This window comes from Citrobacter sp. Ce129 (assembly GCF_030334545.1).
GTDB lineage: Bacteria > Pseudomonadota > Gammaproteobacteria > Enterobacterales > Enterobacteriaceae > Citrobacter > Citrobacter europaeus.
In genome coordinates this window covers 326,531-351,965 of record NZ_JAOWDS010000073.1, presented here as the reverse complement: position 1 = coordinate 351,965, position 25,435 = coordinate 326,531, and the positions used below count along the sequence as shown (strand labels likewise).

Genomic DNA, 25,435 nt, shown 5'->3' with positions numbered 1-25,435 from the left:
GCGTTATAGTGTTTTCATCATAAAAGCAGGAGAACACGATGTTAAACGTGGAGATGTTATCCACCGGGGATGAAGTGTTGCACGGACAAATCGTCGACACCAATGCCGCCTGGCTGGCCGATTTTTTCTTTAATCAGGGTTTACCGCTAACGCGTCGCAACACGGTAGGTGACAATCTTAACGATTTGGTCGCCGTCTTGCGTGAGCGTAGCGAACATGCCGATGTACTGATCGTTAACGGCGGTCTGGGGCCAACCAGCGATGACTTGAGCGCGCTGGCGGCGGCAACGGCAAAAGGCGAAGGGCTGGTGCTGCATGAAGCATGGCTCGCCGAGATGGAGCGTTATTTCCGCGATCGTGGACGCGTAATGGCGCCGAGCAACCGCAAACAGGCTGAACTTCCTGCCAGCGCGGAGTTTATCAATAATCCGGTGGGGACCGCGTGCGGGTTTGCCCTGAAGCTTAATCGCTGCCTGATGTTCTTTACGCCGGGTGTACCATCTGAATTTAAAGTCATGGTTGAGCATGAGATCCTGCCGCGTTTGCGTGAGCGTTTTTCGCTGTCTCAACCTCCGCTATGTCTGCGATTAACCACTTTTGGTCGTTCAGAAAGCGATCTGGCGCAAAGCCTGGATCCGCTGCCATTGCCTCCGGGAGTGACAATGGGCTACCGCTCCTCAATGCCGATTATTGAGCTGAAGCTGACCGGACCGGATTCCCAACGCGAAGCGATGTTGGCGCTGTGGCCCGAAGTTAAGCGGGTTGCCGGGCAGAATATGATTTTCGAAGGTACGGAAGGTTTACCCGCGCAAATCGCACGCACATTGCAGGAACGACAATACAGCCTGACGCTGAGCGAACAATTCACCGGTGGCCTGGTGGCGCTACAGCTTTCGCGTGCAAATGCTCCTTTGTTGGCAAGTGAAGTGGTGCCTCCCCAGGAAGAAACGCTGGCGCAAACGGCGCATTGGGTAACCGAGCGACGAGGCAATCACTATGCCGGGCTGGCACTGGCGATATCGGCTTTCGAAAACGAACATATTAACTTTGCGTTGGCCACGCCTAACGGGACGCATGCCTTACGCGTACGATTGAACGCTAATCGCTACAGCTTGCCGATTCGCCAGGAAGTGTGCGCGATGATGGCCCTCAATATGCTGCGCCGTTGGCTCAACGGCCAGGATGTTGCCAGCGAGCACGGCTGGATCGAAGTCGTTGAGTCGCTCACGATTTAATGATTGATAGGGAAGGCTACAAACCTTCCCTGTCTGACTCATTTGGTGACATCGTCAGGCAATAACCCAGTAATTAACCGAATCAAATCTCTATCAATTCCATTTTCCAGCATCATGCGAGCGATACGTAAGGCTTCTTCTTGCGTACCTTTTTGCACTCCCTGTTCTAATCCTTGCTGTATCCCTTCTTGTAGGCCATGGTGGTGGCCTTCTTGTCTTAGCCTCTCTGCGATTGTCATCAACCTCTCCTTGTGATGGGGAGAACGTTCGGCAACTTCATGGATAAATCCGCTGACGTGAGAAGCGTCACCGTACCGTAGCAGATAATTAAATAGCGTTTGTAGCTGGCTGTCATTAGCGGTACTTGTAACTAATAGCGAGACCAGTCGGTCCACTAACCCCATTAAATCATGATCGCGGATATGTTTTTGCATCAACTCAAGCAGCGCAATCCCCTGATGTTGTGCGATTTCATCGTCAGGTATTATGGTAATGTCGACCAGCGGAAAAGCCTCTGAATACAGTTGGCGCGCCAGTTGCGGATTATCAAATTCATCCAGCCAGTTGAGCGACCAGGGATAGGGACTTTGTTGACCGTGATAAAACAGCATGGGGATCACCAGCGGCAGCGTTTTATGCCCGGCATCAAGATGATGCTGCATCGCAGCAGTGGCATAACGCATCAGGCGAAATGCCATGTGCTGTACCGCGGTACTCTGATGTTCGATAACACAATAGATATACCCCTGACCTTCGCGTGTTTTTAGTGACCACAATACGTCTGAGTAGTAAGCACGGAGATCCTGTTCGATAAAACTGGTGGACTCCAGCTTCAGCGTTTGCATATCGCATATCTCACGTAATGCGACAGGGAGGTGAATATCCAGAAAATCCCGAGCCATCTCGGGGTAAGACATTATCTTTTTAAAAACCGCATCGTGCGGTGTAGGTGTGGTGGATTTAGCCATGGTAGTCCGTCACCAGAAAGAGAAGATGGCGTGACGGTATCCGCTTCTAACATGCGTTGCATGTGGAGAATGGGGGCTTTGCGTAGATGAATCAGAGATAAATACGTCCAATTGCAACGTATTCAGTTAAGCGGAACATGATGCGCAAAAATGCCCGGTAAGCAGGACGCCACCGGGCAACAGAGTTAACCTAACGCTTTGGCAAGCAGGGTGATGGGATGTTCGCAACGCTTACTGGTAGACATCTCAATCTGCCATTTGCAGGTTTCGCAGTCGGTGACGACGATATCAGCGCCGCTTTCTTCAATCTGGCGGAATAACGGTGCGCCAATCGATTGTGATGTCGGGTAGTTTTCCTTTTTAAAGCCGTATGTTCCGGCGATTCCGCAACACTGAGAATCTAACACCGTCAGCTCCAGTCCCGGAATTTGGCGCAGCAGCTCCAGCGTGTAGAGCGTCCAGCCCATTTTCTCCATATGGCAAGGCGTGTGATAGACCACTTTCAGCGGCAGCGTCTTCAGCGGCAACGTTTTGCCTTCATCCAGCTTGCGCCACAGCCAGCGGGTTGCCAGTTCAATGTGCTCGCGCAGGCCTGAGTTATCGACATCCAGCACTTCCGGATATTCATCACGCAGCGCAAAGGTGCAGGTGGATGAGGTGGCGATCACCGGAATGCCCTTGCCATCAATCGCTTCCCTAAGCGAAGCAACGTTGCTCACCGCCTGCTTACGCGCTTTATCGGTAAAGCCGTTGGCAATCAGCGGCACGCCGCAGCATTTCTCTTTGCTCAGCAGTTGCACCCCGGTTCCCATCGCGTTCAACACCTTGATCAGGTCTTTGCCGAGCTGGGGATGGTTGTAATTCACAAAACAGCCGTGGAAAAAGGCGACTTGATCCGGATACTGCGCCTGCTGTGCGGCAACGCTGCGATACCAGCGGCGGAAAGTACCAAAAGAGTACTTCGGCAGCGTACGGCGATGATCGATTTTTAGCGCGTAATCCAGCAGCTGACGCACCGGTTTTAGCGAGGTGGCGGTATTCACTATCGGGGCGAAGGGGGTGGATACGCTACCCATCAAATCGGTATGGCTCAGGACAAAGTTACGTAACGACGGACGTGTAGTGTCGTATTTGGCGCGCGCGCGCTGGATGATATCGCCAATTTTCACGTCTGACGGGCAAGCTACTTCACAACGCTTACAGTTAATGCAGTATTTCAGCGCATCGTCATATAACGCGCCATCTTTCAGGCGCAGACGCTCACCGTCCGGGCCGGCCTGTTTAGGACCAGGGTAGTTCGGATTGACGCGACTTACCGGGCAGGCCGTGGTGCACACCGTGCATTTGATACAACTTTCAAAACGTGTGTCGCTCATTGCTGGCCTCCTGCACGTTTCGCAATATGATGTGCGGCATGTAAAGCGCTGACAGCGCACACGCCGCCTCCGCAACCCTGGGCGATAGGGTCGAATCCGCCGAGAACGGAACCAATGGCATACATGTTCTCTATCGTTTGTCCCGCCAGTGACGGGCGTAACCCGGCATCGGTCGTAACACCAAACTGTTGCCATGGTTGTGGGTCGAAGACGTCACGCTGATACCACTCGGCGCGAGTGGTGGTTTGCTGTACATCCAGCCCCAGGATCGGTTCATAGATAGCCTCACGCGTGGCGACCAGTCCACTGCTGAAGAAGCTGCCGCTGGCGAGCACGGCGAAGCGTGGTCGCAAAGGAATATCGGCATGATTACGGGTCCAGATTTCGCTGACCACGCCATCCTGACAGGTGATTTTCTTCACTTCATCACCCGGCATCCAGACGCCGCCCTGACGCACAAACTTGCGCTGCAATTTGTTGTGCAAACGCATACCCAGAACAGAAGGCGGTAGTGTCGGTAGCAGCGACAGCGAGCAGGGGAGGCGCTCGTTAAGCCATTGCCAGAGTCGCTCATCTGCCAGACCGAAGCAGGCTGGCATGATTATCATGTCGCAGGTTTTTGCGACCGGTAATAAAGCGTCATAGAGTAGTGGCCATTTATCTTCGTTATCCAGCAGGCGCGCTATATTGACGGCGCGAAACTCGGTTGGGTTATCACGCAGGACGTCCAGCTCAGGCAGGTCGATTTCTGCCGTCTCGACGCTGAGATTGCGTTGACGCAGTGAGGCCGCGGCCAGATGCGCCTGGAAATCCAGTAAGCCGCTAATACCTACCACGCAGATACGCTGCGCGGGCAGCGGCCAGACCGGAACTTCCGGGGAACTTAACCAGGTTGAGCGCAGTGTTCCCAGCGGGGTTACGCGTTGATGTGACTGATGTACCTTGCCCTGCAAATTGGTTCCACATTCTTCCAGCAGATTTTGCGCCTGCTGGGCCAGTTCCAGAACGTTGTGGGTTCCGATGGTGCTATACGGATGCGCTGGTGCTTGAGTGCGCAGCGCATTCAGGCCCGCTTCTATATCAGTCACCGGTTGACCATCGGGTAAGTTACTGAGCAAATCCAGTGAGCCGGAGGAAAAATGCAGGGCACTTTGGCCGCGCGTGACAATCGTGCAGCGTAAACCGCTTTTTTGCAGTTGCAGGCCGCACAGCAGTCCGGCCAGACCGCCGCCGATAATGACGGTATCAAATTTCATCCTGGTGCTCCTTTTCCAGACCGCACAATCCCTGATAGACCCAGCGCGTGAATTCGCTTTCGCGCAGCGCATCTCCCCAGGCGATAGGCTGCACGCCTTTCCAGCGCTCGTTGAGGAAATCGGAAAGCTGGGTGATAGATTGCGCGGCGGTGGTGACATTAAAACGTTGCAGCAAACCTGCGGCGCGACAGGCACATAATTCGCCCTGGCAGGTCCCCATTCCAACACGGGTACGGCGACGCAAATCCAGCAGACTGTTGACGGTTAAATTTTCGACGGCGTATTGCACTTCGCCTGCAGTGACCGCTTCGCATTCACAGACCAGGCTGCGGTGTTGACGACCTTCACTAAGCCACGCAGGGGTGCGATCGCCGTGGCGGTAGACCGCCGAGCCGCGCAGTGGTGCGGGCAACGAGATCACGCGTTTAAGCGTATGCTCGGTAGAATCCTGTGAGCCAGGCAGCGCGGTGTCTGCCGTTGTACAAGGATGGGTATTACCCAGCTTACGGCAAACCGCATCGGTAGCCCATTCCGCCATCAGGCGGTAGGTCATCAGTTTGCCGCCGGTAATGGTGATAAATCCGTCCAGTCCGTCACGCTCTGCATGATCGAACAGCACAATTCCGCGGCTGACGTTACGTCCACTTGGATCGTCGTCACTGGCCACCAGCGGACGCACGCCTGAGTAGGCGCGTAAAATGCGCGTTTTCGCCATAATCGGCGCCAGTTTCTCACCTTCACGCAGCAGAATATCGACCTCTTCTGCGGTGACGCGGTTGCTGTCTATATCGTCGTAATCAATGTGCTGCGAGGTAGTACCGATTAGCGAAATGGTATCACCGGGCACCAGAATATCGGCGTCAGACGGCTTACGGCAGCGGTTGATGACATGCTGGTTAATACGATGATCCATAATCAGCAGTGAACCTTTGGCAGGAAACATACGGATGCTCAGATCGGCATATTCCGCGATCCGCTGGCCCCAGATCCCGGCGGCGTTGACCACTACTGGCGCATGCAGGGACTGCATCTCACCCGTAAGATGGTTACGCACGTTAACGCCGCAAACCGTTGCCCCTTCGCGAATCAGTCCCGTCACTTCATGCGCCGTTAAGATAACCGCGCCATGCTCACGCGCATCCAGCATGTTGGCGGCGGTTAAGCGGAAAGGATCAACCGTGCCGTCCGGCACTTTTACCGCACCAATCAGCTGTGGGTTAACGGAGGGTTCAATAATGCGGGCCTGCTGAGGGTCGATCGCTTCTGCGCGAATACCGGCCTCTTCACAGGCGCGAATAAAGGTAGCCTGAAAGGAGAGCTCATCCTCCGGCAGGGTAATAAACAGACCGTCCGTCGGCTCAACGCAATGACGGGCGATACGTTTCAGAATTTGGTTTTCGCTGATGCACTCACGGGCAGATTCAGCATCGGTGACGGCGTAGCGCGCACCGCTGTGCAGCAGGCCGTGGTTACGTCCGGTCGCCCCTGTGGCGATATCGTGGCGCTCCACTAAGATGACGCGCAACCCGCGCAGCGCACAATCACGTGCGATCCCTGCACCAGTTGCTCCTCCACCAATGATAATCACGTCACTTGTTTGCGAGTCGCGAGTTTTCATTGTTTTTCCTCACAGTTCGTTTTTTATCATTTAGCCACATAAAAAACATGGATTGTTTGATTTCGCGCATAATCGCTCATTATTCGAAAATGAAACGTGATTTCATGCGCCTTTATGAACATTTGTCATAAATCTGTAACAATATGTGCTGCGTTTCACATTTTTGTTATGTATCTTTCCTTAACATCGCGGCCACACTGGGAGCGGTAGGGTAGTAATGACGAACTGCAGTGTTTACTTCGAATGAAAGACGGCCACGGAGGCTACACTATGTTGAGCATTTTTAAACCAGCGTCACACACGGCGCGTTTGCCTGCAGCGGAGATCGACCCGACATATCGTCGATTACGTTGGCAGATTTTTCTGGGGATATTTTTTGGTTATGCCGCGTACTATCTGGTACGTAAGAACTTTGCCCTTGCGATGCCGTATCTGGTTGAGCAAGGCTTTTCGCGTGGCGATCTGGGTTTTGCCTTGTCCGGTATCTCCATTGCTTATGGATTTTCGAAATTCATCATGGGATCCGTCTCGGATCGCTCGAATCCGCGCGTTTTCCTGCCAGCGGGTCTGATACTGGCCGCCGCTGTGATGTTGTTTATGGGCTTTGTGCCGTGGGCGACGTCGAGCATTGCGATTATGTTTGTGCTGCTGTTCCTCTGCGGATGGTTCCAGGGAATGGGGTGGCCGCCGTGTGGTCGTACCATGGTGCACTGGTGGTCGCAGAAAGAGCGTGGGGGCATAGTTTCCGTCTGGAACTGTGCGCACAACGTGGGCGGCGGTCTGCCTCCTCTGTTGTTCCTGCTGGGCATGGCCTGGTTTAATGACTGGAAAGCGGCGCTGTACATGCCTGCTTTCGGTGCGATCGTCGTCGCGCTGTTTGCTTTTGCTCTGATGCGCGACACGCCGCAATCCTGTGGCCTGCCGCCTATCGAAGAGTACAAGAACGACTACCCGGACGATTACAACGAGAAAGCGGAAGAAGAGCTGACTGCGAAGCAGATCTTCATGCAATACGTACTGCCGAACAAACTGTTGTGGTACATCGCTATCGCCAACGTGTTTGTTTATCTGCTGCGCTACGGCATCCTCGACTGGTCACCGACCTATCTGAAAGAAGTGAAGCATTTTGCACTGGATAAATCTTCCTGGGCCTACTTCCTGTATGAATATGCGGGTATTCCGGGCACGCTGCTGTGTGGCTGGATGTCGGATAAAGTCTTCCGTGGCAACCGTGGTGCGACCGGCGTGTTCTTTATGACGCTGGTGACGATTGCGACCATCGTTTACTGGATGAACCCGGCAGGAAATCCGAACGTTGATATGGCTTGTATGATTATCATCGGCTTCCTGATCTACGGCCCGGTCATGCTGATTGGTCTGCACGCGCTGGAACTGGCGCCGAAAAAAGCGGCGGGTACGGCGGCAGGCTTCACCGGACTGTTCGGTTATCTCGGCGGTTCTGTGGCGGCGAGCGCCATTGTCGGCTACACCGTTGACTTCTTCGGTTGGGACGGCGGCTTTATGGTGATGATTGGCGGTAGCGTGCTGGCGGTAATTCTGCTGGTGGTCGTCATGATTGGCGAAAAACGTCATCACGAAGAGATGGAACTGAAGCGTAACGGGGGCTAATAGATGAAAACCACATTGAAAAGTCTCAGCGTAGCGCTAATGCTGGCAGGTATGGTGGTTAGTAGCGCAGCGGTTGCCGCTGATAAAATCGTGATTGCGCACCGTGGCGCCAGCGGTTATCTACCGGAGCATACGCTGCCTGCGAAAGCGATGGCCTATGCTCAGGGCGCAGATTACCTGGAACAGGATTTGGTGATGACCAAGGACGACCATCTGGTCGTCCTGCATGACCACTATCTTGACCGCGTCACCGATGTTGCCGAGCGTTTCCCGGATCGCGCGCGTAAAGACGGGCGGTATTACGCTATCGACTTTACGCTGGATGAGATTAAATCGCTGAAATTTACCGAAGGCTTTGATATCGAAAATGGCAAAAAGGTCCAGACCTACCCAGGGCGTTTCCCGATGGGTAAATCTGACTTCCGCGTACACACTTTCGAAGAAGAGATTGAGTTTGTTCAGGGATTAAATCATTCAACCGGTAAAAACATCGGTATTTATCCGGAAATGAAAGCACCGTGGTTCCATCATCAGGAAGGGAAGGACATTGCGGCTAAAACGCTGGAAGTACTGAAAAAGTACGGGTATACCGACAAGAACGACAAGGTCTATCTGCAGTGTTTTGATGTCGCAGAGTTAAAGCGCATCAAGAATGAACTGGAACCGAAGATGGGGATGGATCTCAATCTGGTACAGTTGATTGCGTACACTGACTGGAATGAAACTCAGGAGAAAAAGCCGGACGGCAGTTGGGTTAATTACAACTACGACTGGATGTTTAAACCGGGTGCCATGAAGCAGGTTGCGCAGTATGCGGACGGCATTGGGCCGGACTACCACATGCTGGTTGATGAGAAGTCGAAGAAAGGCAATATCTCGTTAACTGGCATGGTACAGGATGCGCATCAGAACAAGATGGTGGTGCATCCTTATACCGTTCGTGCCGATCAGTTGCCGGATTACACTACTGACGTAAACCAGTTGTATGACATTCTGTATAACAAGGCGGGCGTTGACGGGCTGTTCACCGACTTCCCCGACAAAGCAGTGAAGTTCCTGAATAAAGAGTAATGGCACAAGGCCTGTGACGCACCTCCGGTCACGGGCCTTATAGGATGAAACGTTATAAACCGCTAGATAAGGCCGTCTGCTGTCAACGTTTTCATACCTGCCTGCAGGAGAAATAAAGAGCTGCCGTTCACCGGCGGCTCTTTTGTCAGTAACGATTTTTCCCCACGATGCGTTACATTTCTATTTCAATATCGCCGTTTGCCCGACAGCAGCAGGGCAAAATTTCACCTGGTTGAATGAAGGCCAGAGGTTCGGCAATCCAGTCGACCTGGCCCGCTACCAGGCGGGTACGACAGGAGCCGCAATAACCTGCACGGCACTGATATTCTACTTCGACATTGTGCGATTCGAGCGCAGCAAGCAGGGAAGGGTGTTCATCCTGGCACAGCAACTGTGTGCCAGAGATGCGCAGAGTAACGCGGCCCATCAGAGCTGGAAGTTACTCAGATCGTCAGTATCAACTTCCGAGTCAATCTGCCCAACCAGATAGGAGCTGACTTCCACTTCCTGCGGCGCAACCTGCACGTTATCAGACACCAGCCAGGTGTTGATCCATGGGATTGGGTTAGAGCGCGTCTGGAACGGCAAATCGAGCCCGACAGCCTGCATACGAATGTTGGTGATGTACTCAACGTACTGGCACAGGATATCTTTGTTCAGGCCAATCATTGAGCCGTCACGGAACAGATAATCTGCCCACTCTTTTTCCTGCAGCGCGGCCTGGACGAACAGGTCATAGCACTCTTGTTTGCACTCTTCGGCAATTTCCGCCATTTCCGGATCGTCCACGCCGCTGCGCAGCAGGTTCAGCATATGCTGGGTACCGGTCAGGTGCAGCGCTTCATCACGGGCGATCAGACGAATAATTTTCGCGTTGCCTTCCATCAGCTCACGTTCAGCGAAGGCGAAGGAGCAGGCGAAGCTGACGTAGAAGCGAATGGCTTCCAGCGCGTTAACGCTCATCAGGCACAGGTACAGCTTCTTCTTCAGCTCACGCAGGTTAACGACAACCGTTTTACCGTTGACCGTATGTGTGCCAACGCCCAGCAAATGCCAGTAGCTGGTCATCTCGATCAATTCGTCGTAGTAGCTGGAAATGCCTTCCGCGCGTTTCTGGATCTGTTCGTTGGTGACGATATCGTCAAACACCACCGCCGGATCGTTCACGATGTTACGAATGATATGAGTATAAGAACGAGAGTGGATCGTCTCAGAAAACGCCCACGTTTCCACCCAGGTTTCCAGCTCAGGGATCGAGATTAACGGCAGCAGCGCTACGTTTGGGCTGCGTCCCTGAATGGAGTCCAGCAACGTCTGATACTTAAGGTTGCTGATGAAGATATGCTTTTCATGTTCCGGCAGCGCCTGGAAGTCGATGCGATCGCGAGAAACATCGACCTCTTCCGGACGCCAGAAGAAAGAGAGCTGCTTTTCGATCAGCTTTTCGAAGATGTCATATTTTTGCTGATCGTAGCGGGCAACGTTCACCGGCTGGCCGAAGAACATCGGCTCCAGAAGTTGGTTATTTTTCGTCTGTGAAAAAGTGGTGTATGCCATTGATGTGAATCCTTTGTGGGATGAGCGCCGGATGCGGTATAAAAACCTTATCCGGCCTACAAACCGTGCAATCGTAGGCCGGGTAAGCGTAGCGCCACCCGGCAACATTCATCAGATCTTACATGCGCCGCTTTCGCAGCCGTCGTCCTGAATGGACGGCACCAGATCGTCCTGAGAATCTTCCGCACCGTCACGGGTGTTCTGATAATACAGCGTTTTGACACCAAATTTGTAAGCGGTGAGCAGGTCTTTCAGCAACTGCTGCATCGGTACTTTTCCGGACGGGAAACGTGACGGATCGTAGTTGGTGTTGGCGGAAATCGACTGATCGATAAATTTCTGCATGATACCTACCAGCTGCAGATAGCCGTCGTTGTTTGGCATTTCCCACAGCAGTTCGTACGCGTCGTGCAGGTGTTCGTAGTCCGGCACGACCTGGCGCAGAATACCGTCTTTCGACGCTTTGATACTCACGTAGCCGCGCGGCGGTTCAATACCGTTGGTGGCGTTGGAGATCTGCGAAGAGGTCTCGGACGGCATCAGCGCAGACAGCGTGGAGTTACGCAGACCGTGCGTCTTGATGGATTCACGCAGCTGTTCCCAGTCCAGATGCAGCGGCTCGTTGGCAATAGCATCGAGATCCTTTTTATAGGTATCGATCGGCAGAATGCCCTGGGAGTAAGTTGTTTCGTTAAACCACGGGCACGCGCCTTGCTCTTTTGCCAGCTCGTTAGAGGCTTTCAACAGGTAATACTGAATGGCTTCAAAGGTTTTGTGAGTCAGGTTGTTCGCGCTACCGTCAGAATAACGCTTACCGTTTTTCGCCAGCCAGTAGGCGTAGTTGATCACGCCAATACCCAGCGTACGACGGCCCATCGCGCCGCGTTTGGCGGCAGGAATTGGATAGTCCTGGTAATCGAGCAGCGCATCCAGCGCGCGCACCGCCAGTACGGCCAGCTCTTCCAGCTCGTCCAGGCTATTGATAGCACCGAGGTTAAATGCGGACAGCGTACACAGCGCAATTTCGCCGTTTTCGTCGTTAACGTCGGTCAGCGGTTTGGTCGGCAGGGCGATTTCCAGGCACAGGTTTGACTGGCGCACCGGCGCGACAACCGGATCAAACGGGCTGTGGGTGTTGCAGTGGTCAACGTTCTGGATGTAGATGCGGCCGGTAGAGGCACGTTCCTGCATCATCAGGGAGAACAGTTCGACTGCTTTCACGCGTTGCTTGCGAATGCTGTCGTCGTTTTCATATTTGGTGTACAGACGTTCAAACTCGTCCTGGTCGGCGAAGAACGCATCATACAGGCCCGGGACGTCGGACGGGCTGAACAGCGTGATATCGCCGCCTTTCAGCAGACGGGTGTACATCAGTTTGTTGATCTGTACGCCGTAGTCCATGTGACGCACGCGGTTGCCTTCAACGCCACGGTTGTTTTTCAGGACCAGCAGGCTTTCAACTTCCAGGTGCCACATTGGGTAAAACAGCGTGGCTGCACCACCGCGTACGCCACCCTGGGAACAGGATTTCACCGCAGTCTGGAAGTGCTTGTAGAACGGAATACAGCCGGTGTGGAACGCTTCACCGCCGCGGATCGGGCTGCCCAGTGCGCGGATGCGACCGGCGTTGATACCGATACCGGCGCGCTGAGAAACGTATTTCACAATCGCGCTGGAGGTGGCGTTGATGGAATCCAGGCTGTCGCCGCACTCGATCAGCACGCAGGAGCTGAACTGACGAGTAGGGGTGCGCACGCCGGACATAATCGGCGTAGGCAGCGAAATTTTAAACGTAGAAACGGCGTCGTAGAAACGTTTTACATATTGCAGACGTGTTTCGCGCGGATAGTTAGAGAACAGGCAGGCCGCTACCAGTATGTAGAGGAACTGCGCGCTTTCATAAATCTCACCGGTAACACGGTTTTGTACCAGGTATTTGCCTTCTAACTGCTTTACCGCCGCGTAGGAGAAGGTCATATCCCGGTCGTGTACGATGAACGAGTCCATCTGCTTGAACTCTTCTTCCGTGTAGTCTTCCAGCAGATGATTGTCGTATTTGCCCATTTCAACCATTTTCACGACATGGTCGAACAGTTTCGGCGGTTCAAACTCGCCGTAGGCTTTTTTGCGCAGATGGAAAATCGCCAGGCGAGCAGCCAGGTACTGATAATCTGGCGCTTCGCGGGAGATCAGATCGGCGGCAGCTTTAATGATCGTTTCATGGATATCGGAGGTCTTGATACCGTCATAAAACTGAATGTGGGAGCGCAGCTCGACCTGAGAAATCGATACGTTATTCAGTCCTTCTGCCGCCCAATCCAGAACTCGGTGGATTTTGTCGAGATTGATGCGCTCTGTACTACCATCACGCTTTGTCACCAGCAGACTCTGATTCATGTGGTTTTTACCTGTCCGTGAAAGAAAAAATATCCCCCATATTATCCACAAAGTCATGTTGTGACTAAGTCTGTGGATAAATACTATATGTAGGGGTTGTTTGATAAAGTAGACGCTATATGGTGAGTATTCTAGTAGGGATTCTTTTCAGTACAAGAGTTGATTTTGAGGTTAAATTGAGGTTGCAAAAGGGTAATAATCGCTAAGTGCGCGTCTTATAAGGCCTGGCGAGGATGTCAATAATTGAGAAAAAAAATAGAAAATTTGATCGAGTGCTGATTTCTTCATCTAAGGCGAAGAAAGTTCTTATGATCTGGCACAGGATTTGTAAGCCTGATAAGCGGAGCGTCATCAGGCATTGTTCCCGTGAGCGTGCCGGATAGCGGCGTTGACGCCTTATCCGGCCTACAGGAGAGGTTAATCAACCCTGGCGGTAGTGTGCACCATATAATTCACATCAACCCCTGGGCCGAGTTTAAAGCTGTTGGTGATCGGGTTGTAGTGCAGGCCGGTCATATGACGCTCTTTCAGCACGGTCTGGTCAACCCACTCTAACAGTTCAGCGGGCTTAATGAATTTTTTCACATCATGGGTGCCTTTTGGCACCATACGCAAAACATATTCCGCTCCAACTACGGCCATCAGCCAGGATTTGCCGTTACGATTAAGCGTGGAGAAAAACACTTCGCCGCCCGGTTTGACCAGTCTGGCGCAGGCCCTGACCACCGACTGCGGGTCCGGCACGTGTTCTAACATTTCCATGCAGGTCACAACGTCGTACTGATGCGCATGTTTTTCCGCGTGTTCTTCAACGGTTTCTTGTACGTATTCCACCTGGATGCCGCTCTCCAGCGCATGCAGTTTTGCTACCTGTAACGGTTCAAAACCCATGTCCAGCCCGGTGACGGTTGCGCCTTCGCGCGCCATGCTTTCCGCCAGAATGCCGCCGCCGCAGCCGACGTCGAGTACCTTTTTACCAAACAGGCCGCCTGAGCGCTCAGTAATATAGCCCAGACGCAGTGGGTTAATACGGTGCAGTGGCTTAAATTCACCCTCAAGATCCCACCAGCGTGACGCGACTGCTTCAAACTTGGCAATTTCTTCATGGTCAACGTTGTGAGTTACCGGGGGTTTTTCGGCATTCATTGGGGCTTCTACTCCTAAATTTGCGATGCAAATGAGTATATCAGCCTGGCGGGATGAATAAAGCCTCTGTCTGGGGGAATCCATTTACCTGAATCTGTGCGAATGTGTTATAATTTGCGACCTTTGAATCCGGGATACAGTAGAGGGATAGCGGTTAGATGAGCGACCTTGCGAGAGAAATTACACCGGTCAACATTGAGGAAGAGCTGAAGAGCTCGTATCTGGATTATGCGATGTCGGTCATTGTTGGCCGTGCGCTGCCGGACGTCCGAGATGGCCTGAAGCCGGTTCACCGTCGCGTACTTTACGCCATGAACGTATTGGGCAACGACTGGAATAAAGCCTATAAAAAATCTGCCCGTGTCGTTGGTGACGTAATCGGTAAATACCACCCTCATGGTGATACCGCCGTTTACGACACCATTGTTCGTATGGCGCAGCCATTCTCCTTGCGTTACATGCTGGTAGATGGTCAGGGTAACTTTGGTTCTGTCGATGGCGACTCCGCAGCGGCGATGCGTTATACGGAAATCCGTATGTCGAAAATCGCCCATGAGCTGATGGCTGACCTGGAAAAAGAAACGGTTGATTTCGTCGATAACTACGACGGCACCGAACAAATTCCTGACGTCATGCCGACCAAAATTCCTAACCTGCTGGTGAACGGTTCGTCCGGTATCGCGGTAGGTATGGCAACCAACATTCCGCCACACAACCTGACGGAAGTGATTAACGGCTGTCTGGCATACATTGACGATGAAGACATCAGCATTGAAGGGCTGATGGAACATATTCCGGGTCCGGACTTCCCGACCGCCGCGATCATCAACGGTCGTCGTGGTATTGAAGAAGCCTACCGTACCGGCCGTGGCAAAGTGTACATTCGCGCACGCGCAGAAGTCGAAGCGGATGCCAAAACTGGCCGCGAAACCATCATCGTCCATGAAATTCCGTATCAGGTGAACAAAGCGCGCCTGATCGAGAAAATCGCCGAGCTGGTAAAAGACAAACGCGTTGAAGGTATCAGCGCGCTGCGTGACGAGTCTGACAAAGACGGTATGCGCATCGTGATTGAAGTGAAACGCGACGCGGTCGGGGAAGTGGTTCTGAACAACCTTTACTCCCAGACTCAACTGCAGGTTTCCTTCGGTATCAACATGGTTGCTCTGCACCATGGTCAGCCGAAGATCATGAACCTGAAAGATATTATCGCCGCGTTCGTACGTCACCGCCGTGAAGTCGTAACCCGCCGTACTATCTTTGAACTGCGTAAAGCTCGCGACCGTGCACACATTCTTGAAGCACTGGCGATTGCGCTGGCGAACATCGATCCGATTATCGAACTGATCCGCCGAGCGCCGACTCCGGCAGAAGCGAAAGCAGCGCTGGTCGCGCGTTCGTGGGAGCTGGGCAACGTTTCTGCCATGCTGGAACGTGCCGGTGATGACGCCGCGCGTCCTGAGTGGCTGGAGCCGGAATTTGGCGTGCGTGATGGTCAGTACTACCTGACTGAACAGCAGGCCCAGGCGATTCTGGATTTGCGTCTGCAGAAACTGACTGGCCTTGAGCATGAAAAACTGCTCGACGAATACAAAGAGCTGCTGGAGCAGATCGCTGAACTGCTGCACATTTTGGGCAGCGCCGATCGTCTGATGGAAGTTATCCGTGAAGAGATGGAGCTGATTCGCGAGCAGTTCGGCGACGAACGTCGTACCGAAATCACCGCGAACAGTGCTGACATCAACATCGAAGATCTGATTAGCCAGGAAGATGTTGTCGTGACCTTGTCTCATCAGGGTTACGTGAAATATCAGCCGTTAACCGATTACGAAGCGCAGCGTCGTGGCGGTAAAGGCAAATCTGCAGCACGTATTAAAGAAGAAGACTTTATCGACCGCCTGCTGGTGGCTAACACCCATGATACGATCCTCTGCTTCTCCAGCCGTGGTCGTTTGTACTGGATGAAGGTTTATCAGCTGCCGGAAGCGAGCCGTGGCGCGCGTGGACGTCCAATCGTCAACCTGCTGCCGCTGGAAGCGAACGAGCGTATCACCGCAATTCTGCCGGTACGCGAGTACGAAGAGGGTGTTAACGTCTTCATGGCAACCGCCAGCGGTACCGTGAAGAAAACGGCGCTGACCGAGTTCAGCCGTCCGCGTTCTGCCGGTATCATTGCGGTTAACCTGAACGAAGGCGACGAACTGATTGGCGTTGACCTGACGTCCGGTAGTGACGAAGTCATGCTGTTCTCTGCCGCGGGTAAAGTTGTGCGCTTTAAAGAAGATGCCGTTCGTGCAATGGGTCGTACCGCGACCGGCGTACGTGGTATCAAACTGGCGGAAAGCGACAGCGTGGTATCGCTGATCGTTCCACGCGGTGAAGGCGCAATTCTGACCGTTACCCAGAACGGCTACGGTAAACGTACGGCGGCGGAAGAGTATCCGACCAAGTCTCGTGCGACCCAGGGCGTTATCTCCATCAAAGTCACCGAGCGCAACGGTTCCGTTGTTGGCGCAGTGCAGGTTGAAGATACCGACCAGATCATGATGATCACCGATGCAGGTACGCTGGTGCGTACTCGCGTGTCGGAAATCAGCGTAGTAGGGCGTAATACCCAGGGTGTTATCCTCATCCGTACTGCGGAAGATGAAAACGTAGTGGGTCTGCAACGCGTGGCTGAACCTGTTGATGATGAAGAGCTCGACTCCATCGACGGCAGTGCTGCTGAAGGGGACGAGGATATCGCGCCTGAAGCGGAAAGCGATGACGATGCAGCGGACGACGCTGAAGAGTAATTGAGATGTTATAAGGGGGCCGGAGAAATCCGGCCCTTTTTTTAATGGCATTGCGACAAAAGACATTTACCGCTACCTTAACCACACTCTATTAATGCCCTGAGGCGGAGCTTCGCCCCTTTGAAATACCTTGCTTCCGTTCATTCAACGCTAAAAGTCTCACGCTACCTGTTCAGGGCCCTGGCGCTCCTGATCTGGTTTTTAATTGCGTTCGCTTCCGTTTTCTACATCGTGAATGCGCTGCACCAGAGAGAATCTGAGATCCATCAGGAGCTTAACCTCAGCTCCGATCAGGCCCAACGTTACATTCAGCGCACCTCTGATGTAATTAAAGAGCTGAAATATATCGCTGAGAATCGTTTAACGGCGGAAAACGGCGTGATGTCGTTGCGGTCGCGGGATGATAAAACCGTTGTGCCAAACTTTGAGCCGCTGTTTGCCGACTCCGACTGCTCGGTGATGGGCAACGCCTGGCGGGGATCGCTGGAATCGCTGGCGTGGTTTATGCGCTACTGGCGCGACAACTTTTCCGCCGCCTATGATTTGAATCGCGTGTTCCTGATCGGCAGCGACAACCTTTGTATGGCTAATTTCGGCCTGCGTGATATGCCGGTTGAACGTGACGAGGCGCTGAAGGCGCTACACGAGCGCATTATTAAGTATCGCAATGCTACGCAAGACGAAAACGGCAACAACTTGTTCTGGATCAGCCAGGGGCCGCGTCCGGGCGTGGGGTATTTCTATGCGCTGACGCCGGTTTATCTCGCCAATCGTCTGCAAGCGCTGCTCGGCGTCGAACAACCTATTCGTATGGAAAACTTCTTCACGCCTGGCAGTTTGCCAATGGGCGTGACCATTCTTGATGAAAATGGTCATGCGCTAATTTCGCTCACCGGCCCTGAAGGCAATATTAAGGCTGAACCACGCTGGATGCAGGAGCGCTCCTGGTTTGGTTATACCCCAGGTTTTCGCGATCTGGTGTTGAAGAAAAACCTGCCCCCTTCATCGCTGAGCATTGTGTATTCCGTACCGGTCGACCTGGTGCTGGAGCGGATCCGCATGATGATCCTGAACGCGATCCTACTGAATGTGCTGGTTGGTGCGGCGTTATTTATGCTCACGCGTATGTATGAGCGACGTATTTTTATTCCGGCGGAAAGCGATGCTCAGCGCCTGGAAGAGCACGAGCAGTTTAACCGTAAAATCGTGGCTTCCGCGCCGGTTGGTATTTGTATTCTGCGTACGATAGATGGCATTAACATCCTGAGTAATGAGCTGGCGCACACCTATCTCAACATGCTGACGCATGAAGACCGGCAGCGGTTGACGCAAATTATCTGCGGCCAGCAGGTCAATTTTGTCGATGTACTGACCAGTAACAATACCAATCTGCAAATCAGCTTTGTGCACTCGCGCTATCGTAATGAAAACGTAGCGATTTGCGTGCTGGTTGACGTCAGCGCGCGCGTAAAAATGGAAGAGTCGTTGCAGGAGATGGCGCAGGCGGCGGAGCAGGCGAGCCAGTCCAAATCGATGTTCCTTGCGACGGTGAGCCACGAGCTGCGTACGCCGCTGTACGGTATTATCGGTAACCTCGATTTGTTGCAAACCAAAGAGTTACCCAACGGGGTGGATCGCCTGGTGACGGCGATGAACAACTCTTCCAGCCTGCTGTTGAAAATTATCAGCGATATTCTCGATTTCTCGAAAATTGAATCTGAACAGCTGAAGATTGAACCGCGCGAGTTTTCACCGCGTGAAGTCATGAATCATATTACGGCTAACTATCTGCCGCTGGTGGTCCGCAAGCAACTGGGCTTGTACTGCTTTATCGACCCAAATGTACCAGTGGCGCTCAATGGCGACCCGATGCGTTTACAGCAGGTAATTTCCAATCTGTTGAGTAATGCTATCAAGTTTACCGATACCGGCTGCATTGTGCTGCACGTGCAGTGTAACGGCGATTATCTTAGTATTCGCGTACGTGATACCGGGGTCGGGATCCCTGCCAAAGAGGTCGTCCGGTTGTTCGATCCTTTCTTCCAGGTGGGAACCGGCGTCCAGCGTAATTTCCAGGGAACCGGACTTGGTTTGGCTATCTGTGAAAAACTGATCAGCATGATGGATGGAGACATTTCCGTCGATTCTGAACCGGGAATGGGGAGTCAGTTTATGCTGCGTATTCCGCTTTATGGCGCGCAGTATCCACTGAATAAAGGTATCGATGGGCTTGTCGGCAAGCGTTGCTGGCTGGCGGTGCGTAACGCGTCGCTGTACCAGTTTGTTGAATCCAGTCTGACGCGAAATGGGATGACGGTGCTGCGTTATGAGGGGCAACAACCGGATGCGGATGACCTGCTAATTGCTGACGATGTGCTGGACCAGCCGTGGCAGGGACGCGCCGCGGTGATTTTCTGCCGCCGTCATATCGGTATTCCACTGGAAAGGGTGCCTGGGGAGTGGGTGCACAGCGTGGCATCACCTCACGAGCTGCCTGCGCTGCTGGCGCATATCTACAGCGTTGAGCTGAACAGTGAAGAGCTTTCCACTGCGCTACCAGCCCCGGATAAAGTAGGGGCAACGAACGATGACATGATGATTCTGGTGGTCGACGATCATCCGATCAATCGACGTTTACTGGCCGATCAGTTGGGATCGTTGGGATACCAGTGTAAAACCGCGAATGACGGCGTGGATGCACTCAATGTACTGAGTAAAAACCATATCGACATCGTACTAAGCGACGTCAACATGCCGAACATGGATGGTTATCGCCTGACGCAGCGTATTCGTCAGCTAGGGTTAACGCTGCCGGTTGTCGGCGTGACGGCCAACGCGCTGGCCGAAGAGAAGCAGCGTTGTCTTGAGTCAGGTATGGATAGCTGTCTGTCTAAGCCAGTGACGTTGGACGTATTGAAGCAAACGCTGACGGTCTATGCGGAAAGGGTGAGGAAGGCGCGGGAATAACAGATGCCGGATGGCGGCGTTTGCCTTATCCGGCCTACGGAACACGCACCACGCAGTGTCATTCGTAGGCCTGATAAACGGCGTGCCATCAGGCACTTTTGTGCTAAAAGAATTACTCTTTGTCTGAGGGACTCAGCGTTACGGAAGAGAGGTAATTCAACAGGGCGATATCGTTTTCCACACCGAGTTTCATCATTGCCGACTTTTTCTGGCTGCTGATGGTTTTAATACTGCGGTTGAGTTTTTTCGCGATTTCAGTAACCAGGAAACCTTCAGCAAACAGACGCAGAACTTCACTCTCTTTCGGAGACAGACGTTTGTCACCGTAGCCGCTGGCGCTGATTTTTTCCAGCAGACGAGAAACGCTTTCCGGGGTGAATTTCTTACCTTTCTGCAGAGCGGCAAGCGCTTTCGGCAGATCGGTTGGCGCACCTTGCTTCAGGACAATCCCTTCAATATCAAGATCCAGTACCGCGCTCAGGATTGCCGGGTTATTGTTCATAGTCAGAACGATAATCGACAGGCTCGGGAAATGGCGCTTGATATACTTAATTAACGTGATCCCGTCACCGTATTTATCTCCCGGCATTGAGAGGTCGGTAATCAACACATGAGCATCTAACTTAGGCAAATTGTTGATCAGTGCAGTGGAGTCTTCAAATTCGCCGACAACGTTTACCCACTCGATTTGCTCAAGTGATTTACGAATACCGAACAGTACAATCGGGTGGTCATCGGCAATAATTACGTTCATAGTGTTCATGTATTGGGCTACCTTGCTACAGCAAGCTCTTGACGTAATCGTCAATGTCGCTGATGTATTTTTCTATACCTGGAGCATCTTTCTCTTGAATAAGATGTTCCAGCGCTTCACATAACTGCTTGCCGGGTACCAGATTAAGCATGGCAAACACGCCTTTCAGGCGATGGGCCGTTTGGGCTAACGCAGCGAAATCGCTGGTTGCTGCCTCAGTATACAACCTCTTAACATCATCCGGTACTGTGTCTACAAAGAGTGCATAGTAACCACTGGCATGAAGTTCGGCGTTTTCATCTCCGCCGAGGGGGAGTTCCTGGATCTCTTCTTGTGCCAGCTGCTCTTCTATCAGCTCGAGGACAGCTTCCTGCATAGCATTGCTCATATTAAAGTTGACGCGCAGCTGGCCAGGGCCAATTTTCCGCACGCCAGACTCATCATCGCTTAAAAGAAGGCCTGAGGCAGTAAGATTAGACGGATTATCTGTTAAAAAGAGATCATATTCTTGACTATTCAACCGTTCATCTGGCGTGATGCAGGTTGCGCCCCAGTTCTCCAGCTGACGTAATACAATGCTGCGTACGTCATTAGAAGTGACATCAACCATTATGCAGACGTCATCTAACAAACGTTCTTCACTTTCAGCATGTTGATCGTGCAGCGGCATTTTAACATGGACTATATAACGTGTTCCAAGTTCTTCCCGCGCTTTAATGTTCAGGTGTCCACCCAGCTTGCGGGCGAGCTGATCGCATAACCAGAACGCCAGCGGGTTGGCCTTGCCATATCGATCGCCCTGCGTGTCATTGATGAACGGGAAATGCAGGTTATCGACTTCATTCAACGTGACGCCTTCTCCGGTATCCAGAATGCGGAAGGTCAGGCGTTCAGCCTCCGACTCATCCTGGTCGACTTCCAGCGTGATTTTGCCGATTTGCGTGGTGGTTACCGCATATTGGATTAACAGCAGCAAAATACGGCGCAGGGCATCACGGTCGCCGCGGCGTTCATCATGGGCGCTAAGGTGATTTTTAATCAGCAGTTGCAGCCCTTTACGTTTGATAGCGGGCAGAACCTCAGGAACCACGTCATCAATTAACGCCTGCACGGAAAATAGCGTCGATTCCCCTTTCCAGGCGTCGCTTTCCAGCAGGTTGGCCAACTGGATTTCATCTACCATACGCACCAGAACGTCTGCCTGATTTGCCAGTTTCTGGCTGTCAGGGCTATTAAGGGCGGCGGCATTAGCGGCCAGGGTTTTAGCCGGGTCTTTCAGTGCGCTGCCGATATTCTGCATAAAGGCGGCGCGGGCCTGCTGGTTTTTCTCATACAGTCGCTGCGCTTGCTTCAGCTTTTTATTCACCAGCACTTCCCGATCCTGGTCACGAATAATAAAGATCTGGGTTCTTGATGAGATCTGGCTGCGAAATAGCCTGATTTCATACAGTTCATTATTGATGGTGGCCTGAATCACCCCCTGATGCTGCTCCGCCATGCTGGTAATGTTTTGCAGATTTAAATGCGGCAGCAGGTGGTCGGCAATTTTATTGCTGATAACCGTGCGGTTTGCTTCTTGATCGTGCACCAGCAAGCCCAGCGGCAGCAGAGAGACAATCTCTTCGTTGATCGCGCGCAGAACGCGCAATTCATTATTGGCCGCAAGGTTTGGCGCCACTTCGGTAGAACGGGCAGGGAGGTGGCGAAAGGTGGTATAGCCAAACAGCGCCAGGGCCAACAACGCAATGTTAAGCAACAGCGGTAGCAAAATGCTTTGCAATGTATCGAGCAGCAATGAACCAAACGGAACCTGCCACACCAGGCGCATATCCGTTGAATTTAGTGCCGAAGAGATCTCAATTTTACTGTTGTTGAAATTAATGCTGACGCTGTCAGGCGACTCTTTTTCATTCAGGTGCTCGGTCGTGGACGTGGCGTCAGGTTCGAGATGGAAGCTATCCAGCGGCATGCCGGGCGGGATCAAGTCATTAATCGGCAGGTCAAAGGCGACAACCGTTGCCAGATGTCCTGGTTGATTAAAGGTCGTGCGTAGCGTGAAGTAATGTCCGTTCTGCCAGGCCAGCCGGCGCAGTGAAGAGAAGCTTTCGCGTTCATCCAGCGCATTGGCCTGCTGTAGCATTTCCGCGCGCCGTGAATCGACAATATTACCAATCGTCGATTCTTTAAATCCAGAAGTCAGATCTTTTAGCGGCAACGTTGAGATAAGGATCAGGCTATTGTCCTGGCCATTCAGGTAATACATAGACCACGGAACATTTTCCGCGCCCCATAGCGTATCCAGATAGCTTGAGATGCGTTGGGTCATCTCCAGCGTCGAACTATCATGCGAGCCGAAAATCAGCGCCTCGGTCTTTCTACGCGGCTTCTCAAGATAGTAGACGTCTTGTTTCAGACGCGTTTCCTGTAGTCCTTCAGCACCCGACGAACTGGCTGAGGCGGCAATATTGTCATAGATTTGCCAGGTCACGTATCGCCAGGTATCGACCCTTTTATGAATGGCGTGGGTGATATCAACAATCTGATAGCTCTTATCCTTTAACCAGGTGTTGACGGCGCTTTGGACCATAACGCCCATCATCACCAACAGCACAACGATCAGTAATAAGAAGAAACGGGTAATACTTCCCGGTAGCAGGGAGAATCGGGTAGAAGCCGTTGTGTCAGACTGACTCATTCGTGTTTATGACCTGTTAAACGACGCCAAAGATGAAGGGGCAGTATAAAGGGTAATGTATGAATTGCCACACTTACACCACGCCGCATGGCCCGCATTTTTCCGCCCCTCATTTTGTTGCAGCCATCATGATGCAAAGGTGTACAGTGGATAAAAGCGAGTACAAATATTTGTACGGAATGTATACATTTAGCATTAAATAACAAGAAATTATTAATCAGATTTATATCTGGATACGACTCTATGAGATAGTTAATAGGCGTTATGGTTTTTCATCGGTAGCACAGAACGGTAGGTTTTGTGTAAAGAAGAGTAAAAAAAAACCGAACGCGAAGCATTCGGTTGAAATAGGGGTAAACAGACATTCATGAATGAATGACGGTAATAAATAAAGTTAATGATGATAGCGAGTCTATTTTAGTTGCGAGTGAAGATTTTGTTTTGTCATTCAGTGCTATAACTAATTGCATTATAACTTTCTGATTTTTAATTAAATTTCAATAATTCTTGATTATTTGTGCTTATTTTTCCTGTTTTTTGAATTTTAAAAAGTTCCCTCTTATTAACATTTAGAAACACCTATGTGGATAAATGAAACACCTTAAAAGTTTTAGTATCATATTCGTGTTGGATTATTCTGTGTTTTTGCGGAGAATGAAGTTGCCGACTGGTTAATGACCTTAATCAGTATGCAGTGGCATAAAAAAGCAATAAAGGCATATAACAGAGGGTTAATAACATGAAAGTTAAAGTACTGTCCCTCCTGGTACCAGCACTGCTGGTAGCAGGCGCAGCAAATGCGGCTGAAATTTATAACAAAGACGGCAACAAATTAGACCTGTACGGCAAAGTCGACGGTCTGCACTATTTCTCCGACAACAAAGGTGATGATGGTGACAAGACTTACATGCGTATCGGCTTCAAAGGCGAAACCCAGGTTAACGACCAACTGACCGGTTACGGCCAGTGGGAATACCAGATTCAAGGCAATCAGAGTGAATCCAGCAACGACGCCTGGACGCGTGTGGCATTCGCAGGTCTGAAATTCGCTGATGCAGGTTCTTTCGACTACGGTCGTAACTACGGTGTAACTTATGATGTAACGTCCTGGACCGACGTCCTGCCAGAATTCGGCGGTGATACCTACGGTGCGGACAACTTCATGCAGCAGCGTGGTAACGGTTATGCGACCTACCGTAACACAGATTTCTTTGGCCTGGTTGATGGTCTGAACTTTGCCCTGCAGTACCAGGGTAAAAATGGCAGCGTAAGCGGTGAAAACGAAGCTGGTCGTAGCCTGCTGACCCAGAATGGCGATGGTTACGGCGGCTCCCTGACTTACGATCTCGGCTCTGGCTTTGGTATTGGTGGTGCGATCACTACCTCTAAACGTACCGCTGATCAGAATGCTCTTGGCGTGTACGGTAACGGTGACCGTGCAACGGTTTATACCGGTGGTCTGAAATACGACGCTAACAACGTTTACCTGGCCGCACAGTACTCCCAGTCCTATAACGCAACCCGTTTCGGTACCTCTAACGGTAGCAACCGCACTGCTGCATATGGCTTCGCAGATAAAGCTCAGAACTTTGAAGTTGTGGCACAGTACCAGTTCGATTTCGGTCTGCGTCCTTCCGTGGCTTACCTGCAGTCAAAAGGCAAAGACATCAGCAATGGCTTCACCAACTACGGTGACCAGGATATCGTGAAATACGTTGATGTTGGCGCGACTTACTACTTCAACAAAAACATGTCTACCTATGTTGATTACAAAATCAACCTGCTGGATGACAATGCGTTTACCCAGGCAGCAGGTATTGCTACCGATGATATCGTAGCACTGGGTCTGGTTTACCAGTTCTAATCTGCGCTCATGTCGTTAAAAGGCCCTGCGGGGCCTTTTTTAATGCCGTTTTTTCGTCGTACAAACAACGATTTTTGGTGTACTCTTGCGCCCGTTCGCATGAGGAT

Annotated in this window: 16 protein-coding genes; 6 read left to right on the top strand and 10 right to left on the bottom strand. The window is 52.0% G+C overall.

Annotated features, from left to right (window positions below; genetic code table 11):
• The first annotated feature begins 38 nt into the window (after window positions 1–38).
• Window positions 39–1,235, top strand: coding sequence for a nicotinamide mononucleotide deamidase-related protein YfaY (locus tag OGV77_RS21270; protein WP_043017027.1), 1,197 nt, complete (start codon window positions 39–41; stop codon window positions 1,233–1,235).
• A gap of 38 nt (window positions 1,236–1,273) precedes the next feature.
• Here the strand turns inward: OGV77_RS21270 and OGV77_RS21265 are convergent, their stop codons facing one another.
• From OGV77_RS21265 to glpA, 4 genes are all read right to left on the bottom strand, one after another.
• Window positions 1,274–2,203 (bottom strand): Rpn family recombination-promoting nuclease/putative transposase, encoded by a 930-nt coding sequence (locus tag OGV77_RS21265; protein WP_087051304.1) that lies wholly within the window; start codon window positions 2,201–2,203, stop codon window positions 1,274–1,276.
• A 185-nt stretch (window positions 2,204–2,388) separates the two neighbouring features.
• Window positions 2,389–3,579: an anaerobic glycerol-3-phosphate dehydrogenase subunit GlpC gene (glpC, locus tag OGV77_RS21260; RefSeq protein ID WP_043017025.1), complete on the bottom strand. Its 1,191-nt coding sequence runs from the start codon at window positions 3,577–3,579 to the stop codon at window positions 2,389–2,391.
• The gene (gene glpB, locus OGV77_RS21255) at window positions 3,576–4,835 is read right to left on the bottom strand and encodes a glycerol-3-phosphate dehydrogenase subunit GlpB (RefSeq protein WP_087051305.1); all 1,260 of its coding nucleotides are present in this window, start codon (window positions 4,833–4,835) and stop codon (window positions 3,576–3,578) included. The genes glpC and glpB overlap by 4 nt, the downstream gene beginning before the upstream one ends.
• Window positions 4,825–6,453, bottom strand: a complete 1,629-nt coding sequence (glpA, locus tag OGV77_RS21250) for an anaerobic glycerol-3-phosphate dehydrogenase subunit A (protein WP_087051306.1) — start codon at window positions 6,451–6,453, stop codon at window positions 4,825–4,827. The genes glpB and glpA overlap by 11 nt, the downstream gene beginning before the upstream one ends.
• Window positions 6,454–6,723: 270 nt before the next feature.
• On the opposite strand from glpA, the gene glpT reads away from it, so the two are divergent.
• Window positions 6,724–8,082, top strand: coding sequence for a glycerol-3-phosphate transporter (gene glpT, locus OGV77_RS21245; RefSeq protein WP_047409846.1), 1,359 nt, complete (start codon window positions 6,724–6,726; stop codon window positions 8,080–8,082).
• Between the two features lie 3 nt (window positions 8,083–8,085).
• Window positions 8,086–9,153: a glycerophosphodiester phosphodiesterase gene (gene glpQ / locus OGV77_RS21240; protein WP_075145893.1), complete on the top strand. Its 1,068-nt coding sequence runs from the start codon at window positions 8,086–8,088 to the stop codon at window positions 9,151–9,153.
• A 172-nt stretch (window positions 9,154–9,325) separates the two neighbouring features.
• On the opposite strand, the gene yfaE is transcribed toward glpQ, so the two are convergent.
• From yfaE to ubiG, 4 genes are all read right to left on the bottom strand, one after another.
• On the bottom strand, window positions 9,326–9,580 hold the full coding sequence (gene yfaE, locus OGV77_RS21235) for a ferredoxin-like diferric-tyrosyl radical cofactor maintenance protein YfaE (protein ID WP_043017020.1): 255 nt from the start codon (window positions 9,578–9,580) through the stop codon (window positions 9,326–9,328).
• On the bottom strand, window positions 9,580–10,710 hold the full coding sequence (gene nrdB / locus OGV77_RS21230) for a class Ia ribonucleoside-diphosphate reductase subunit beta (RefSeq protein WP_043017019.1): 1,131 nt from the start codon (window positions 10,708–10,710) through the stop codon (window positions 9,580–9,582). Before nrdB ends, yfaE begins: the two co-directional genes overlap by 1 nt.
• Before the next feature lie 111 nt (window positions 10,711–10,821).
• On the bottom strand, window positions 10,822–13,107 hold the full coding sequence (nrdA, locus tag OGV77_RS21225) for a class 1a ribonucleoside-diphosphate reductase subunit alpha (RefSeq protein WP_043017018.1): 2,286 nt from the start codon (window positions 13,105–13,107) through the stop codon (window positions 10,822–10,824).
• A gap of 417 nt (window positions 13,108–13,524) precedes the next feature.
• Window positions 13,525–14,253, bottom strand: coding sequence for a bifunctional 2-polyprenyl-6-hydroxyphenol methylase/3-demethylubiquinol 3-O-methyltransferase UbiG (ubiG, locus tag OGV77_RS21220; protein WP_043017017.1), 729 nt, complete (start codon window positions 14,251–14,253; stop codon window positions 13,525–13,527).
• A 158-nt stretch (window positions 14,254–14,411) separates the two neighbouring features.
• Between ubiG and gyrA the strand changes: the two genes are divergently transcribed.
• Window positions 14,412–17,048: a DNA topoisomerase (ATP-hydrolyzing) subunit A gene (gene gyrA / locus OGV77_RS21215; protein WP_047409857.1), complete on the top strand. Its 2,637-nt coding sequence runs from the start codon at window positions 14,412–14,414 to the stop codon at window positions 17,046–17,048.
• A gap of 120 nt (window positions 17,049–17,168) precedes the next feature.
• Complete coding sequence (gene rcsC, locus OGV77_RS21210; protein WP_047409860.1) at window positions 17,169–20,015, top strand: two-component system sensor histidine kinase RcsC; 2,847 nt, start codon at window positions 17,169–17,171, stop codon at window positions 20,013–20,015.
• Between the two features lie 112 nt (window positions 20,016–20,127).
• On the opposite strand, the gene rcsB is transcribed toward rcsC, so the two are convergent.
• Both rcsB and rcsD read right to left on the bottom strand, forming a co-directional pair.
• Complete coding sequence (gene rcsB, locus OGV77_RS21205) at window positions 20,128–20,778, bottom strand: response regulator transcription factor RcsB (protein ID WP_003027592.1); 651 nt, start codon at window positions 20,776–20,778, stop codon at window positions 20,128–20,130.
• Window positions 20,779–20,794: 16 nt separating this feature from the next.
• A complete protein-coding gene (gene rcsD / locus OGV77_RS21200; protein ID WP_043017014.1) occupies window positions 20,795–23,464 on the bottom strand; it encodes a phosphotransferase RcsD in 2,670 nt (889 codons plus the stop codon).
• A gap of 739 nt (window positions 23,465–24,203) precedes the next feature.
• Between rcsD and OGV77_RS21195 the strand changes: the two genes are divergently transcribed.
• Complete coding sequence (locus OGV77_RS21195; protein WP_043017013.1) at window positions 24,204–25,328, top strand: porin OmpC; 1,125 nt, start codon at window positions 24,204–24,206, stop codon at window positions 25,326–25,328.
• Window positions 25,329–25,435: the final 107 nt, after the last annotated feature.

Coding starts and splice junctions, on each gene's coding strand:
- glpC (WP_043017025.1), bottom strand. CDS start 3,579: ATGAGCGACACACGTTTTGAAAGTTGTATCAAATGCACGGTGTGCACC.
- OGV77_RS21265 (WP_087051304.1), bottom strand. CDS start 2,203: ATGGCTAAATCCACCACACCTACACCGCACGATGCGGTTTTTAAAAAG.
- ubiG (WP_043017017.1), bottom strand. CDS start 14,253: ATGAATGCCGAAAAACCCCCGGTAACTCACAACGTTGACCATGAAGAA.
- rcsD (WP_043017014.1), bottom strand. CDS start 23,464: ATGAGTCAGTCTGACACAACGGCTTCTACCCGATTCTCCCTGCTACCG.
- glpQ (WP_075145893.1), top strand. CDS start 8,086: ATGAAAACCACATTGAAAAGTCTCAGCGTAGCGCTAATGCTGGCAGGT.
- glpA (WP_087051306.1), bottom strand. CDS start 6,453: ATGAAAACTCGCGACTCGCAAACAAGTGACGTGATTATCATTGGTGGA.
- OGV77_RS21195 (WP_043017013.1), top strand. CDS start 24,204: ATGAAAGTTAAAGTACTGTCCCTCCTGGTACCAGCACTGCTGGTAGCA.
- nrdB (WP_043017019.1), bottom strand. CDS start 10,710: ATGGCATACACCACTTTTTCACAGACGAAAAATAACCAACTTCTGGAG.
- glpB (WP_087051305.1), bottom strand. CDS start 4,835: ATGAAATTTGATACCGTCATTATCGGCGGCGGTCTGGCCGGACTGCTG.
- nrdA (WP_043017018.1), bottom strand. CDS start 13,107: ATGAATCAGAGTCTGCTGGTGACAAAGCGTGATGGTAGTACAGAGCGC.
- OGV77_RS21270 (WP_043017027.1), top strand. CDS start 39: ATGTTAAACGTGGAGATGTTATCCACCGGGGATGAAGTGTTGCACGGA.
- gyrA (WP_047409857.1), top strand. CDS start 14,412: ATGAGCGACCTTGCGAGAGAAATTACACCGGTCAACATTGAGGAAGAG.
- glpT (WP_047409846.1), top strand. CDS start 6,724: ATGTTGAGCATTTTTAAACCAGCGTCACACACGGCGCGTTTGCCTGCA.
- rcsB (WP_003027592.1), bottom strand. CDS start 20,778: ATGAACACTATGAACGTAATTATTGCCGATGACCACCCGATTGTACTG.
- yfaE (WP_043017020.1), bottom strand. CDS start 9,580: ATGGGCCGCGTTACTCTGCGCATCTCTGGCACACAGTTGCTGTGCCAG.